This is a genomic window from Microbacterium sp. NPDC076768, assembly GCF_040687205.1.
In the GTDB taxonomy this organism is placed as follows: domain Bacteria; phylum Actinomycetota; class Actinomycetes; order Actinomycetales; family Microbacteriaceae; genus Microbacterium.
This window is the reverse complement of record NZ_JBFBMU010000001.1, coordinates 1,148,440-1,162,436: the sequence shown is the minus strand read 5'-3', so window position 1 is coordinate 1,162,436 and position 13,997 is coordinate 1,148,440. Positions and strand designations below refer to the sequence as shown.

The window sequence follows — 13,997 nt, the reverse complement described above, 5'->3', positions numbered from 1 at the left end:
CCGTATGATGCGCAGACGCCGCCCCCTCACCAGCCGCGGTGCCGGTGCGCTGGTGGCCGCGCTGAGTTGCCTGGTCGCCGCCAACCTGTTCGGCGCTCGCATTCTGGCCTACGTCGGAGTTCTGCTGATCTCTCTTGTCGTCTTTTCGTTGCTGGCCGTGCGCCTGCCGCGGCGCAGCGGAGTCGTCTCCCGACAGGTACACACCGACCTGCTGACGGTGGGGGCAAAGTCGCGGGTCACCGTGCGGCTCACGTTGCGCACATGGCGTGTGCCCCCAGGGCTCTGGCACGACATGTTGCCCCCCGCATTGTCTGGCGACGCCAGCGGCGAGTACTCGGGCGATGCTGCTCCTCTCAGCTACGAGGCCACCGGCATCAGGCGCGGTGTGTGGCCACTCGGGCCGCTGATGCTCCGCACCGTCGATCCGTTTGGGCTGGCGCAGCGCGAACAAGCATTCGGAGAACCGCGCAGCGTCACCGTCGTCCCGGAAGTCCTTACGCTCACTTCCGCAGCCGTGCGCGTTGGGGCTGCTGGCGGCACCGCACATACCTCCTCGACCAGGCTCGGGCAGGGCAGCGACAACCTCTCGCCTCGCCCCTACATTCCCGGTGACTCGATGCGCCGCATCCACTGGCGAGCGACAGCGCATCGCGACAAACTCATGGTGCGCCAGGAGGAAGAAGAGTCGAGCCCAGACGCAGTCGTCGTGCTTGACCGCAGCAGTCATCGTTGGGATACGCCGGGGCCCGACATCGATCCGAACTTTGAAGCTGCGGTCTCTCTGTGCGCTTCATCGGCCATGCACCTCGCGAGCGAGGGATACAGCGTCGACGTGATCGACAGCGCTGGCAGCTTGCTCGGATCATTGCGCGGTCAGGAAGACGACCGCGACAACCTGCTCGTGGCGCTCGCTCAGGTCTCCCCGCGCGGGGTGAGCCGCGAGCTGCCAGCTCTCTTGGGCGGAACACCGCCCGGCCCACTGATTTACATCACCGGAAACCTGCACGAGGAAGACGCTCGACGACTTCACCCCGCCGGAGCCGCCGCCCCGCTGCTGTTTGCGGCGACTCTGCCGCCTCGCGCGGTAGATACCTGCCGACGGCACGGTTGGACAGTCACACGTGTGGACACCGACATCGCCACAGCGTGGGAAGACGCCATCGCCTCACGGATCGAAGGCGGCGATATTGCACACTGACCAGCAGACCCCAGCGCGCGCCGCTTCCGAGCCTGCCGTCTGGCATCGCGACGGTGAAGAATCGCGAGGCGTATTCGGCGGCGGAGCGCTGGCCGCAGGCGCAGTTCTCACGGCGATGTGGCCGTTCAGCACCGTGATCGCTCCCGGCAGCTGGTCGTTCATCGTCATCGCCGTCGTCACTGTCATTGCCGCCACCGGGATGCTGTCGCGCACGCTGTTGCGGGCCAGCGCAGCGTGGGTGCAAGACGCCTGGACACTTCTGCTGCAAGTCGTGCTCGCCGTGGCTACCCTCACCCTGCTCGTTGCCGGTGATACCGCCCTGCTCGGAGTAATCCCGACATCAGCGACGGTGATGCTCTTCAACAGTCTGGGGGCGGCGGCAATTGAAGTCATCGCCTATGGCGCCGCGCCGCTGGAGCCGTCACTCGCGCTTGCCGCGGTGATGGGGGCTGGCTTCGCACTGGCGGCTATTTTCGTTGACCAGCTCGTCGTGAATCGCTCAGCCATACTCCCCATTTTGCTCACCGGCGTCATCGGAGCAGTGCCGGCGATCGTGACGCTCGACGACATCAATGTGGCGTGGTTTGCGCTGTTCGGCGTGTTCGCACTTCTCATTTTTCGGCACACAGCCCAACAGCATCCCGAGTCACCCCGTCGCTCATCCGTAGCGGTCTCGCTGATGGTGGGCGCTGCCGCGGTTGTGACGACGCTGGTCGTCGCGCCAGCTCTCCCCCTCAACGCCACTTTTGCGGGCAGCGGTGTGGGTGTCGCTGTCGATGCTTCACTTCGGCTCGGCGAAGACTTGCGCCAGCCGATTCCGGTCGAAGTACTGACGGTGGCCACCGAAGCCCAGACGGCGCCCTACCTGCGGCTCACGACCCTCTCGCGGTTCGACGGGAGCGTGTGGCAACCAGACGAAGGGGAACTGCAGTCGCAACGCGACGGATTCGGTCCTCCGGAGTGGGACGAAGGGGTGGAGACGAAAGAACAAACAACATCGATCCGCGTGCTCCGCCTGTCAAGCTCGTGGCTCCCTGTCCCCTACCCCGCTACCGACATTCAAGGCGTCGCCGGATCGTGGCGCATCTCGCCAGACAACCGCACTGTTTTTTCTCGCTCGGCCGACGCTGTGGACAACGACTACACGGTGACCACTGAGCGGCCAGTGCCCACCCTTGAGCAGATTCGTGCGATCGATGCGGCAAAACCCGTGATCGACCCTGACGACGACGAGGTCGAACTTCCGGCGATCATTAGCGACCTCGCCGACGACGTCACCGCAGATGCATCCACGGACTACGACCGTCTCATCGCTCTGCAGGACTGGTTCAGGTCGGAGTTCGAGTACTCCTTAGAAACCCCCGTCGAAGAAGACTTCGATGGCACAGGCGCTGAGGCAGTCGCCGAGTTTCTCGAAGCGCAATCCGGGTACTGCATCCACTTCGCCGGGGCATTCGCTTTGATGGCAGAGAGCCTCGATATGCAGGTTCGCATCGCCGTGGGCTATCTTCCCGGCTCGCTCACTGATGAAAAACGTGGGAAAGAATCAGTCTTCTCGGTGAGCAGCGATCAGCTGCACTCCTGGCCCGAAGTCAGGTTTCCCGGCGTGGGGTGGGTGCCGTTCGAGCCCACCGCCACCCTGGGCATCCCGACGGCGTTTGATGCAGCAGTGACGCAAAATGACAGCACGAATGCTCCAACAACTCCCACGCCGACGACGGCTCCTCAGACGGAAGAGAGCACTGCTCCTGAGGTGGAGCGAGATGACGCGGGCAGCGACTCGACTGGGAGCGACGAGTTGCAAAATCTCGATCCGACACCGGTGGGGCTCATCACCCTTGGCGTGGTGCTCCTGCTTCTTATCCCCGCCTTCCTCCGGCTTGCGCAGCGCCGAATACGCCTCCGGCGAGCGCAACACGGGGACGCCGCCGCCGCATGGGCAGAACTGCGCGACCTTCTCATCGACCTGAAACTGCCGGTGTCAGATGCGGATACCCCGCGGACCCGGGCAGCCGATCTCACAAAGGCGAACAGCGTGGATGCGACGTCGCTGCGCATGCTGACCGATGCCGTCGAACAGGCGAACTATGCACGCGACGGCGACGCAGAATCCGATTTGTCTGAGCCGCTACGAGCAGTGCTCATTCAGGTCAGGCGAAGTGTAGACAGGCCGACGAGAGTGCGGGCAGCGCTACTGCCGCGCTCCCTCTACATCTCCAGAGCTTTGCTGCGCGTGGATGGCACATGAGACGGCATCGCAGGCTTCGCAGACCACAAATTGCGAACGGCAAGACGGGTCTGGGCAGTTGGCTGTGCGGTTTGTCGATGCCCCACAACCGACGCACTCCCCGATGACCTTTGCGTGATCGGTGAAGTCCACGGATCCCCGTCCGTCGAAAACGTAGAGTGATCCATCCCACAGACCGTCGTCACCGTACTTCTCGCCGTAGCGGACGATCCCGCCCTCGAGCTGGTAGACCTCGCCGAATCCCCGGGCCGTCATCAGACTCGACAGCACCTCGCAACGAATGCCGCCGGTGCAGTAGGTGACGATGGGCTTGCCCTTGAGATCGTCATAGGCTCCGGAGTCGAGCAGCTGAACAAAGTCTCTGGTCGTCTCGGTATCCGGAACAACGGCGCCGCGGAATCGTCCGATCTGCGCTTCGAGGGCATTCCTTCCGTCGAAGAAAACCACCTCGTCACCACGCTCATCCATCAAGCCATGCAGCTCTTCCGGATTCAGACGCACGCCTCCGCCCACCACACCGTGCTCGTCGACACGCAGCTCGCCGGGGGCACCAAAAGACACAATCTCGTCGCGTACCTTGACGCTGAGTTTGGGGAAGTCGAGGCTGCGGCCATCGGCGTCGACGCCGGTACCTTCGCTCCACTTGATATCGACGTTGGCGAACGGTGCATAGGAACGAAATGAGCGCAGCCACTTTTTAAGCACGGTGATGTCGCCGCCGAGCGTGCCGTTGACCCCGTCTTTAGAGATCAGCAGTCGTCCACGCAGGCCAAGGGCCTCGCCGAAGTCGCGTTGCCACACGCGGACGGCCTCTGGGTCGGCGAGCGGAGTGAATGCGTAAAAGAGCACGATCTTGGGGGTTGCCACTTAGGGATCCTACGTCGACTCCTGTGGTCGGGATCAAATTGATCAGAGCCGATCGCGGTACCGCACACTAAGCGCAGCAACAATACCCAGCGCAAGAATCCACGCGACCATCGCTGCGGCCGCAATGGTCGGAGCAGCCTCGGCCAGAAGCATCGCAGGCATCAACGTTGCGGGCACAATGAACAGCACCAGAATCGGCTTTCGGGTGAGCACGCCGACGAGGTAACCCCAGATCCCCGCCCCCACGAATGCCGCAATGGTGCGTGTCGTGGTCTCTGCCGAGAGGAGGTGCGCGCCGGTGGCCACCAGAAACGTGGCCTCAACGAGCAGAACACTCACCAGACCAAACAGCGCGCTCACGAAGGCCATCGAAACGGCGCGTGCGGCGAAAACAACTCCGGCTGAGCAGAAGAGCTGATCGCGCGCGAGCACTCCTCCTCGATCTGCGAGCGTCACGCCGATCGCAACGAGCACCGAAGTGATCACCAGTAGTCCGCTAAACGCCGACGTGCTCAGCTCCGCACGGAAACCCTCGACCACCGATGCTGGTGCGGAGCGAAGACCTTGTGGCAGGGAGGCAACTAAGGAGACAGCCAACGATGCGACAGCCAAACCCGCTAGCGGCAGAAACGCCCAGGGCAAAGCATCTCCCCGCGCTCGTCTGAGCTCAGCTGCGAAGCCACGCCTGAGCAGTGCCCTCGCTCCCGACGTCATTTCGCGCGCCTTCGTGTAACGACCGCGGCGAGCGCCGTCGCGAGCGCGACCCATCCCAGCAGTACGATCCCGCTCGCCCACCACGGCAACAAGCCTTCAATCGGCGCTCCGGTTACTCCCGCAAATGCCCCCACAGGAAAGAAGCGTTCCACCTGCGGCGCAGAGAAGAGCAACGGCAATTCGATCATGGTGGGGATCAGCAAGACGACGGCCGACACGGCGTAGTAGTTTTGCACGATCCATCCGAGTGAGGTTCCGATCAACGCTCCGCAGGCGGACGCGAACGCAGACCCCGCAGCTACACTCCAGAAAGCAACATCAGGCTGGAGCACACGGCCGTACGCCGAGAGCACACCTGCGCTGATGGCCGCCCAGACGGCGGCTCCGGTGATAGCCAGCGCGACGCTCGCGAGGGCACTTGACACCATCTTTGCCAGGAACACCCGTCGCAAGGATCCGATCACGATGGTGCGCGACATCGACCGATAGTAGAACTCGCGCGAGACGGAGTAGCTACCGAGGTACATCGCGACGATCCCGCTTGATGCGATGAGGCCGAAGACGATCCGAGTGGCTGTGCCATCGTCGACCTCGCGCAGGCCGTCCAGCGGCGGCCCCACGGTGAGGATCAGCGCGGGGATCAAGATTACGAACGAGCCAACGCCGAGCAGCGCAAGCCCACTGACACTTCGCAGCAGCTCGCTCTTCAAGACATCACGCACGGGGGTGGCTTTCGGTCGCAGCATCGATCAGGTCGAAATAGCCTTCTTCCAGCGAGGCCGCACCATCGGAGGTCAGCTCTTCGACCCGCCCGTGGAACAACATGGTGCGGCGCATCACCACCACTTCATCGACGCTCTGCTGCAGTTCAGCCAGCTGGTGACTGGAGACGAGCACACTGCCACCCCGCACGGCGAAGTCACGCAGAAAGCCTCGAAGCCACCGAATTCCCTCCGGGTCAAGCCCGTTCGCCGGTTCATCCAGAATGAGCAGCTCCGGGTTTCCGAGGAGCGCCGTCGCAAGCCCCAGCCGCTGGCGCATTCCCGTAGAGAACTTCGATACCCGCTTTCCTGCATGCGATGTGAGTCCGACCATCTCTAAGGTCGCCTCGACCTGTGAGGGAGGAGCGCCCACGGCCAAACGATAGATATCGAGGTGGCGTGCGGCGGTGATCCCGGTCTCAAAGCCCAGGCCGTCCATATGCACGCCGACACGGCGCGCGGGAGACGAAAGAGCGGAGAAAGGCTGACCAAACACGTGCGCTGCTCCACGCGTGGGATGAAGCAAACCAACGAGTCCGCGCATCGCCGTACTCTTGCCTGCCCCGTTCGGGCCGAGCAACCCCACCACGCACCCCTCGTGCACTTGAAAGCTCAGGTCTTCGACAACGGATGCGCCGCGGTACGACTTACTGAACCGATCAAACCGGGCAACTACCGTCATGGGGTCGCCCCCGAAGGCAGCGGACGAGGGTGAGGAGCACGGTTCAGGAGCGCGTCTACGCGACGGTGGATCGGTGCGATGAGCTCGGCGTGCTCACCACCGTCTGCGCGAGTCAGCAGCTTGGTGAAGGCGTAAAGCTGAGACGTCACCCCGTCTTGACTGTCGAGGTCGTCACGAAACGTTCGGATGATCTCTGCAGCGACGGCCGGAACGGCCAGGGAATGCGCGAGTAGAAAAGCAGCGTCGTACCCGCGCGGAGCCAACCCCCATGCCTCCCAGTCGACGATGGCCAGCGGCCCGCGGTGGAGGTTGTTCCAGTGCAGATCACCATGGGATGACAGCCAGCGAGACGGATCGATATCAACCTCGTGCCCGAAGAACACCGCAATCCGATGGCGGACATTCCACGGATCAAGCGACATCCTGGTGGTCTGCGTGGTCGCAACGGTGGCGAGGGACGTCGAAAGTGCCGACCACCACACGTCGTCGAGGTGTGGTGCGCTGCGAAGTTCCGGCGTCGCCGAGCAAGGCTCCCCGTGCGCCCAGGTCATCAGTTCTGCCCGAAAGGTGAGTGGCCCTTCCACCCACTCATGTGCTCTCAACGGCGACGGTTTTGTGTCAATCTCGATGTCTGCCGCGTCGTGATTCCCCGTCCACCAGAGACCGCGCGCCCACTCGGAGCGGGCCCACACGATACGGAGCCAGCGTCTGGGGCCTGTGCTCTGCTGAATGGCGGATCCGATGGAGCGATCGTGCCACCCGTATGTCGGCTCGCCGACGGCGTGCATCTGCCACTCGTCTGTCGCGCGCACCAGGGCGGCGCGCAACATTCGCCGCAGTTCACTTTCTGTGTGCACTGCCGAGTGCTCGAAAGACATCAGTTGTCCGATCTAAAGGCTGAGAAGGGGCGGATCACGAAGGTCTGCCAGACCCAGGCGCCGATTGTTTGCGCGCGAGTATCTGCGAACGTCGCCCTGCCGTAGCGCGGCAGAAGCTGGGTAGTTTGCATGTCGACGAGCGTGCTCGTCGACGCTGTGGCTTCGAGTGCAGAGTCATTGAGCGGAACAAGGGCCGCTACATCTACGACTTCGCGCTGCGGCTCCTCGCTGCCAGCCGTCGCTTCTCCGAGCGGACTCCGAAGCAGAATGCCGTTGCTTTCCAGCACAACGCCGACGCCTGCCGTTGGGAGCTCATCTGCGGTGCTGGCGACCAGGCGCACCTCCTCACTGTCCCGCACGAAGCCGACCTCATTCATCGGCTGGATCGGAATCGAGAGAAAAAGTACGCCGAGCACGGCCGCCGTCGTCATGGTCACCGCAGTTCGCCACGGCTTCGGTTTTCGCGCGACGACGGCACGTACGCCTCTGACAAGACTCACCCCCACCACGCCCACCACCAGCGCAAGCGTCAGCAAGTAGGCGGCGGCGGGCACCACGCCGAGCCCCGCCATCGTGAGCGAATATCGAAGCAGTACGAAGCCGACCAGCACGACAGGGAACAGCCGACACCCCACACCGTAGATAACAAGCCACACCGAGGGTGCGGAGTCTCGGTTGGCCGCGGGCTCGCCGTTGCGGGTGCCGAGCAGAAGGCGTCCAAACGTGTGCGAAGCCGCGCGCATGGCGTGCCTGCGCAGATGCGGTCGATCCAGTGCCGACATCAGAGCAAGATAGCCGTCGAGCTGCACGAACGGCAGCAGATTGAGCACGGCGATACAGAGGCACGCGATCGCGTACAGAACCAGCCCGCTGTGCAGAAGAGGTTCTGTGACGAATCGAGATACGACCATGCTCACGGCCGCGCAGAACAAGTGCACAGCCGGGCCCGCGAGAGCGACCGCCACTCGTTGACCACGGCGTCCGAGTCGCCAGCCATCAGTGACGTCACAAAAGAAGGCAGGCGCAAGATAAAACAGCATCGCGCCCAGACGACGAGGCGATCCGCCAAAGCGGCTGAGCGCCGCACCATGACCGACCTCGTGCACGACGGTGGTGAGGATGATCGCCACCCCCAACCCGAGAAGCACCGAAAGCGCGATGGGCTGTTGCAGCACCCTCACAATGTCGCCGGCGCCGACGACCGCCGCCACGACTCCTGCAAGCACCACGACGATGCCGACCACCATCCCCGGCGCCCCCATCACGATGCGTGAGAGCGGTCGAAGCGCCGCGAATAGCGCGCCCGGATTTCCTAGGCTGAACTGCACGGTGAGTGGAGGGTGAAAGCGCCAACGCCGCGGGCGCTCGCGCGACCGCTTCCCCTGAGCGGACACCAGCATTCCTGCACTGCGGAGGCTGTGCGCTACTGCGTCGACATCCCCCTGTTCCCAAGGGCTTCCCAAGTGACGGGCGATCTGCGTCGTCGTCCACTCCCCGGTGAAGTACTGCGCGACCGCCGCAACGGGCTCTGAGATGCGTGCCTTGGGAACGCCATCATGCGCGATGATCCATGCGCCGTCGGCGACGAGCGGCGCATCGACGCTGACCAAAGGGGCGAGTTCTGGGCGCTCGACCCCAGGAAGCGAGGCCACAGCAGGTTCGCGCATTACCGAACGCACTCGAGCATCGACAGGTTTCGGGATGCGTCAGTCAGCCGCACAGAGGTGGAAGCTCGCACCTGCAGCCCCGCGGCGTCGAGCTCCCCCCGCAGTTGGGCTTCGTCAAGGAGCTCTACGCGCGACACAAAGGCCTCTGTCATCTGCGAACTCCCTCTGCGCTGCATATGCAACACGCTGACGTCGCGATGATCGGCCCCTGCCCCCACCTGCTCATGCAAAAGGTAGACGTCTGATTCCATACCTGGCACCGACACCAACTGGGTCGTTTCACCGATCGGATAAGCGCCGGTTGAGTGCACTGAGACGACAAAGACCCCATCGGGTGCGAGGTGTGCGCGCACAGCCAGCAGCATCGCGCGGCGTTGACTCGCAGAGAGCAGCGTGATCGAAGTGGTGGCGAGCACGATGACGCCGAAAAGGCCGTCCAGCTCGAACGCGCTCATATCGGCACACACGGGGTGGATCGTGTCGAGGCCGATGCGACTCGCCGTTTCTGCGAGCATCTCCAACATGCGGGGCGAGCTGTCGAGCGCGACCGTCTCTCGTCCCAACCGCGCCAGCGGAAGAGTGAGCCTGCCGCTGCCGCACGCCAGTTCAAGAATTCTGCCTGGAGCATGGCGTCCAATCCGCAACACTTCCCGCACCTCGCTCCCGTCTCCACGCGTCATCGCGTCGTACACCTCTGATCCGCGATCTCCGTAGAGCTCAGAGACCACCGCATCTGGATCGAGAACGTCGAGCAACCGTGCCATCGATGGATTCAGCTGAGGACTAGTCATGCAGGACTCCGGGTCTGTGAGGCGTGAGGTGTGAAGTGTGAGGCATGGGGCGCAGCAGATGCGGGGTGTTACCCGAGGGGTACACCGACTACGCCCCGCGCTATCAGGTGATGGCTACTACCGCGGCGGTGATGATGATGATGTCGCCGACGATGATGTACCAGGGTTCAGGGGCATCCATCGACTCGATCTCCTCGAAACTCAGATTCATGTGTTCACCTCCTTCAGGGGGATTACGGCACGACAGTGTGCGGATCAGGTGGCGGCGATGCCGACCAAGCCGACAACGACGCCGAGCTTGACCGCGGCGTACCAGGTCCAGAAGTCGGGAGTGTCCATCGTCTCCAGCTCTTCAAACCGCAGTTCTTTCGAAATTTCCATATGTTTTCACCTCCCTTTTGTCTCTGTGTCACGCTCTTCGAGGTTTAGGTGACGGCGGCCGCGATGATCACGGCGATCCCTAACCCCGTACCCATTCCGTTGACGAAATCGGACCACTCGGATGGAGCGTCCATCGTCGGAAGCTCTTCGATCCGTAGGTCTAGTGCACTGTTCATTTCCACATCACCTCCTCTCTTCTTGTCGTAGTTGGCTTCGCGGCAGTCGCGAACGATTCCGCGAAGATCTCTTCGATGGCGCAAGGATCTATCCGACCGAGAGCCGGCAGAGATCCGCCCCATGCCGTGCGTGCCCGCAGTGCGGCTTCGTGCTGTGTCTGCGCACTCGGCGTGGCGATCGGCGACACTCCCCAACGCAGGAACAGTGCGTGGAGTCCCCCGCGAACATCACGCGGGAGCTCGGGAACGACAGCACGCACCCAAGACCAGGCAAGCCCCAGCCGCTCCCGCGATCCCCAGCGACGGTCCCCCTCTGCGATGCGCCCCCAGAGCGCTGGCAGGATCGAGACCGTCGCTGGGATCTTGCGCGCCCCGGTCACCCAGGCGATTTCATTGGCGAGGTACCAGTGCTTTGCGGCATAGGTCTCGCGCCCCACGAGCGCCCAGCTGTGGTGGCTGGCTGCGCTGAGCTGCGCGGCAAGGAGCCGCTCTTCTGGGGCAAGAAAACCGGCCCTGAGACTCTCGGCGAGTCGCGTAGTCCTGGCGACAATCGCTTCTGCATCATGGTCGGCGGCGAGGTTCGCTTTGCTACCGATGGCAGGCCCCATCACCCGAAGGATGACCTCTAACAGCCCTTCCATCTGGAGCGATCGCGGCAGCGTCGCCGTGTGCACGGGGTCGAGTGCCGCATGATTGGGCCGCAGTCCGACACTGAACACAAGCCGCCGCCCCGCAGGTGTGACGACGCACGCGACGCTACTGACTTCCGATCCGGTGCCGATGGTGGTGGGGATCGCGAGAAGTGGAAGCTCAGCACTGCCGTGCGTGGAGACGACCTCAGGCAGGCGGACGAACCCGCTTCTGGCCGCCAACGTGCGCAGCGGCACCACGAGGCGCGGCGTGCTGATTAGGAGGCGTGCGATCTTGGCGACATCCAGTGTCGCCCCTCCCCCGAAGGCCACGACCGCAGTGGCGTGACGGCCTGCCGAGACGAGCTCAGCAATCGAGCTTCCGTCTGCAGACTGCGCATCAAGGCAGACATCGATCGCGCCTGCTGGCATCTCCAGTCCGGTGGGATCAACCGCCGCGTCGCGAAGCACGAGTGGTCGATCCCCCAGTTGGAACCCCGCGATGGCGACCGCCGTCGCGCCTGCCCCCGCTGTGACTCGCACGGGATGATGTGACTCCGTGACCGGGCTCATGCGGCGAGCGCACTGTCGTGAACACCCTGCAGGATCGCTGTTTCCAGCTCTTCGAGTTGAGCGTTCTCGTAGATGTACGCCGGAATCAGCTGGATGCAGCTCGGCCCCGGTTGCACGATCGCGCCCGCACGACGAATCGCGGCCACCACAGCTGTGACCTCCACGGCGTCCATCGGTCGTCCGGCCGTCGTCAGACTCAAAGAACGAAAACAGCCTCGCCCGTGGACCGAACCCGCCCATGGTTGCTCTGCCAAGCGCATGATCATGTGGTCAAGTGCAGCGCCCAGCTCTTGCGCCAGCCGCAGCGCTCCCATCCGATCGAACTCTGCGGCGGTGGCCGTCATGGCCGCGCACGACGCTGGTGTGCCCGCCTGCGTTTCGGCGTGCACGAAGACCGCGTCGTTCCGGTCGAAAACGTCGCATAGCTGCGCCGAGACGAGCACGGCAGATGCTGCTGCTGCCCCGTTTGTTAGCGCCTTAGATAAGACGAGCACGTCTGGCGCCACCGGCCAACTCTCGGTCGCAAAGAGGAGGCCGGTGCGCCCAAACCCCGTCGCTACTTCGTCGGCAATGAGAACCACATCAAATGCTGCCCGCACATCGGCGACCGCCGCGAGGAACTCCTGATCCAGCTCACTCGCCCCCGATCCCAGCACCGGTTCGAGCACGAGGGCGGCGATCCGCTCCCCCTCTCGCGCGAACAGCGCACGCAGTTGAGCACCTCCGTCGTGCGGCGAGACGTGCCGTACGGCTCGCCGATCTGCACCGTACAGAGGCTGTCCGAGGCCATCACCGCTGATGCTGAGGGCACCGTATGTGAGGCCGTGATAACTCCCCTGCAATCCGACAATGATGTTCTGCCGCGGCCGCCCTCGGAGCGCGGCTGTCTGCCGTGCAAGTTTCATGCTCAGATCGTTGGCCGCCGCTCCGGAAGTGGCGAAGACCACGCGAGAATAGTGCGCAGCACCCGCACGGGCCACCAGCATCTCCGCAGCCTCCTGCGCATAGGAATGTGCCGAACGAAAAAGCGAAAGGTACGAGGCAGACTTCAGTGCAGCGCCCACGGCATCAGCGACAACAACGTTTCCGTAGCCGAGAGGGACGTTCCACAGACCACTCGTTGCGCACAGCAGCGAGGCGCCATCGGCGGTCTGCACGCGCACGCCGTGTGCGCTGATGGCCTGTTCTCGCTGACTGCGCCATGTGCTTGGCGCCGTGAGCCCCTCCCAGACCGGTCCGCGGCTGATCGAGACCGCCCCCATCAGAGGGCGCTCGGCGCATAGGCGGTGAGATCGACACCCGCGTCAGAGAAGCGTTCTCGTACCTGTCTCACCACGCCAGCAGCTAGGGAGGTTCGCTGCCCAACCTCGGAGGCGAGCATGGCCGCCGCTGCCGCGTCATCTGGCGTGGCGATTAGGCATTCCGCCGCTCGTGCAGAGTCGCCTCCCAGTCGAAAACGTCTGCGGCTGGCACGGTCGATCAAGATGAAATCTTCACCGTCACCCGTGACCAAGAAAGGAGCCTCCGCCGACGTGATCGACGCTGTGGCATCCGAGCGATCCAAGGCAGTCACCAGGTGTCCGCCGAAACCGGAGATCACGGGATGTCGAGGTGCACCGTCCCACTGGCGGAGCAGATCGAGAGCAGCCACATATCGCTCAAGCCACGGGCGGTCGTCGAGGTCGGAGCTCAGAACGTCTAGATCCATAATGCGTGCGAATCCACGACCGCGGCCGGCGCCGTTTCGCGCTGCCGTCTCGAGTTGATCCCGCGCGTCACCCATGTGGCCTAGGGCGAGCCCGTCTGGGCCATCCCGGTAAGTGCCTTCAGAACTGACGTGCACACGCACCAGGGATTCATCCGATGGCGCGAATGAGAGAAACGATGAGCGGGAGTCGAGCAACACGGAATCACTGAGGAGCTGATCGACAAAGATCCCCGAGTTTCGTGCGGTGTCTGCATCGCTCAGAAATGCTGCCACCCCTTCGGCTGATCCCTGCCGGATGACCGTGAGTCCGACGATCGAGATGAAGGGAGCGGCGAGGTAGTCCTGCAGTTCGAACAGGTGCCGACCGTCGAGGGTCATCTCATCGCCCGGCTCTTCGAAGGCTCCTTCGTATCCGATCACTCGTTGATCGCTATGCCCGCCCGAACCGACCGGAGCGAAGACGGTATCCCCCTGCCTGGCCACGCGGAGCACCTCGTCGAGGTGCTCGAGTTGTTCGACGAAGAACGCTGCACCCTCCACAACCGCGCGTCTACCGCTGACGTATTGTTCGAAGGCCGCCGCTGTGCGGTGACTGCTCTGTGGTGCCGTGATCGCGTTCGCTTGCATGCTGCCCCCAGAAACGCCGCATCCCATTTGAAGACGATACGTCCTTATCTGAGGCTATCTGCGCCCCACATGGCAAGCAATATTTTCTCTGCGGATG

At 63.6% G+C, this 13,997-nt stretch carries 15 protein-coding genes; 2 read left to right on the top strand and 13 right to left on the bottom strand.

The window, feature by feature from the left end; translation table 11 throughout:
* Positions 1-7 precede the first annotated feature (7 nt).
* Together AB0O87_RS05760 and AB0O87_RS05755 are read left to right on the top strand one after the other, a co-directional pair.
* Positions 8-1,198, top strand: coding sequence for a DUF58 domain-containing protein (locus tag AB0O87_RS05760; RefSeq protein ID WP_363512546.1), 1,191 nt, complete (start codon positions 8-10; stop codon positions 1,196-1,198).
* On the top strand, positions 1,188-3,446 hold the full coding sequence (locus AB0O87_RS05755) for a DUF3488 and transglutaminase-like domain-containing protein (protein ID WP_363512544.1): 2,259 nt from the start codon (positions 1,188-1,190) through the stop codon (positions 3,444-3,446). The genes AB0O87_RS05760 and AB0O87_RS05755 overlap by 11 nt, the downstream gene beginning before the upstream one ends.
* On the opposite strand, the gene AB0O87_RS05750 is transcribed toward AB0O87_RS05755, so the two are convergent.
* The 13 genes from AB0O87_RS05750 to mpaB form a co-directional block, all read right to left on the bottom strand.
* Positions 3,390-4,313 (bottom strand): rhodanese-related sulfurtransferase, encoded by a 924-nt coding sequence (locus AB0O87_RS05750; RefSeq protein WP_363512542.1) that lies wholly within the window; start codon positions 4,311-4,313, stop codon positions 3,390-3,392. The two genes, AB0O87_RS05755 and AB0O87_RS05750, sit on opposite strands and share 57 nt — an antisense overlap.
* Positions 4,314-4,355: 42 nt before the next feature.
* On the bottom strand, positions 4,356-5,027 hold the full coding sequence (locus AB0O87_RS05745; protein WP_363512540.1) for a hypothetical protein: 672 nt from the start codon (positions 5,025-5,027) through the stop codon (positions 4,356-4,358).
* A complete protein-coding gene (locus tag AB0O87_RS05740) occupies positions 5,024-5,749 on the bottom strand; it encodes a hypothetical protein (protein WP_363512538.1) in 726 nt (241 codons plus the stop codon). Before AB0O87_RS05740 ends, AB0O87_RS05745 begins: the two co-directional genes overlap by 4 nt.
* On the bottom strand, positions 5,742-6,470 hold the full coding sequence (locus tag AB0O87_RS05735; protein ID WP_363512536.1) for an ATP-binding cassette domain-containing protein: 729 nt from the start codon (positions 6,468-6,470) through the stop codon (positions 5,742-5,744). The genes AB0O87_RS05740 and AB0O87_RS05735 overlap by 8 nt, the downstream gene beginning before the upstream one ends.
* The gene (locus tag AB0O87_RS05730; RefSeq protein WP_363512534.1) at positions 6,467-7,348 is read right to left on the bottom strand and encodes a hypothetical protein; all 882 of its coding nucleotides are present in this window, start codon (positions 7,346-7,348) and stop codon (positions 6,467-6,469) included. Before AB0O87_RS05730 ends, AB0O87_RS05735 begins: the two co-directional genes overlap by 4 nt.
* Positions 7,348-9,015, bottom strand: a complete 1,668-nt coding sequence (gene mpaP, locus AB0O87_RS05725) for a daptide biosynthesis intramembrane metalloprotease (RefSeq protein WP_363512532.1) — start codon at positions 9,013-9,015, stop codon at positions 7,348-7,350. Before mpaP ends, AB0O87_RS05730 begins: the two co-directional genes overlap by 1 nt.
* The gene (mpaM, locus tag AB0O87_RS05720) at positions 9,015-9,806 is read right to left on the bottom strand and encodes a daptide-type RiPP biosynthesis methyltransferase (protein WP_363512530.1); all 792 of its coding nucleotides are present in this window, start codon (positions 9,804-9,806) and stop codon (positions 9,015-9,017) included. The genes mpaP and mpaM overlap by 1 nt, the downstream gene beginning before the upstream one ends.
* Before the next feature lie 103 nt (positions 9,807-9,909).
* Entirely contained in the window at positions 9,910-10,017 is a 108-nt protein-coding gene (locus AB0O87_RS05715; protein WP_363512528.1) for a daptide-type RiPP, read from the bottom strand.
* Between the two features lie 44 nt (positions 10,018-10,061).
* Complete coding sequence (locus tag AB0O87_RS05710) at positions 10,062-10,187, bottom strand: daptide-type RiPP (RefSeq protein WP_363512526.1); 126 nt, start codon at positions 10,185-10,187, stop codon at positions 10,062-10,064.
* Between the two features lie 44 nt (positions 10,188-10,231).
* Entirely contained in the window at positions 10,232-10,363 is a 132-nt protein-coding gene (locus tag AB0O87_RS05705; RefSeq protein ID WP_363512524.1) for a daptide-type RiPP, read from the bottom strand.
* Complete coding sequence (mpaC, locus tag AB0O87_RS05700; RefSeq protein ID WP_363512522.1) at positions 10,360-11,565, bottom strand: daptide-type RiPP biosynthesis dehydogenase; 1,206 nt, start codon at positions 11,563-11,565, stop codon at positions 10,360-10,362. Before mpaC ends, AB0O87_RS05705 begins: the two co-directional genes overlap by 4 nt.
* Positions 11,562-12,827, bottom strand: coding sequence for a daptide-type RiPP biosynthesis aminotransferase (gene mpaD / locus AB0O87_RS05695; RefSeq protein WP_363512520.1), 1,266 nt, complete (start codon positions 12,825-12,827; stop codon positions 11,562-11,564). The genes mpaC and mpaD overlap by 4 nt, the downstream gene beginning before the upstream one ends.
* Positions 12,827-13,900 (bottom strand): daptide biosynthesis RiPP recognition protein, encoded by a 1,074-nt coding sequence (gene mpaB / locus AB0O87_RS05690; protein WP_363512518.1) that lies wholly within the window; start codon positions 13,898-13,900, stop codon positions 12,827-12,829. The genes mpaD and mpaB overlap by 1 nt, the downstream gene beginning before the upstream one ends.
* Positions 13,901-13,997: the final 97 nt, after the last annotated feature.

Coding starts and splice junctions, on each gene's coding strand:
- mpaP (WP_363512532.1), bottom strand. CDS start 9,015: ATGCGCGAACCTGCTGTGGCCTCGCTTCCTGGGGTCGAGCGCCCAGAA.
- AB0O87_RS05730 (WP_363512534.1), bottom strand. CDS start 7,348: ATGTCTTTCGAGCACTCGGCAGTGCACACAGAAAGTGAACTGCGGCGA.
- mpaC (WP_363512522.1), bottom strand. CDS start 11,565: ATGAGCCCGGTCACGGAGTCACATCATCCCGTGCGAGTCACAGCGGGG.
- AB0O87_RS05735 (WP_363512536.1), bottom strand. CDS start 6,470: ATGACGGTAGTTGCCCGGTTTGATCGGTTCAGTAAGTCGTACCGCGGC.
- mpaM (WP_363512530.1), bottom strand. CDS start 9,806: ATGACTAGTCCTCAGCTGAATCCATCGATGGCACGGTTGCTCGACGTT.
- AB0O87_RS05710 (WP_363512526.1), bottom strand. CDS start 10,187: ATGGAAATTTCGAAAGAACTGCGGTTTGAAGAGCTGGAGACGATGGAC.
- AB0O87_RS05705 (WP_363512524.1), bottom strand. CDS start 10,363: ATGAACAGTGCACTAGACCTACGGATCGAAGAGCTTCCGACGATGGAC.
- AB0O87_RS05760 (WP_363512546.1), top strand. CDS start 8: ATGCGCAGACGCCGCCCCCTCACCAGCCGCGGTGCCGGTGCGCTGGTG.
- mpaD (WP_363512520.1), bottom strand. CDS start 12,827: ATGGGGGCGGTCTCGATCAGCCGCGGACCGGTCTGGGAGGGGCTCACG.
- AB0O87_RS05745 (WP_363512540.1), bottom strand. CDS start 5,027: ATGACGTCGGGAGCGAGGGCACTGCTCAGGCGTGGCTTCGCAGCTGAG.
- mpaB (WP_363512518.1), bottom strand. CDS start 13,900: ATGCAAGCGAACGCGATCACGGCACCACAGAGCAGTCACCGCACAGCG.
- AB0O87_RS05715 (WP_363512528.1), bottom strand. CDS start 10,017: ATGAATCTGAGTTTCGAGGAGATCGAGTCGATGGATGCCCCTGAACCC.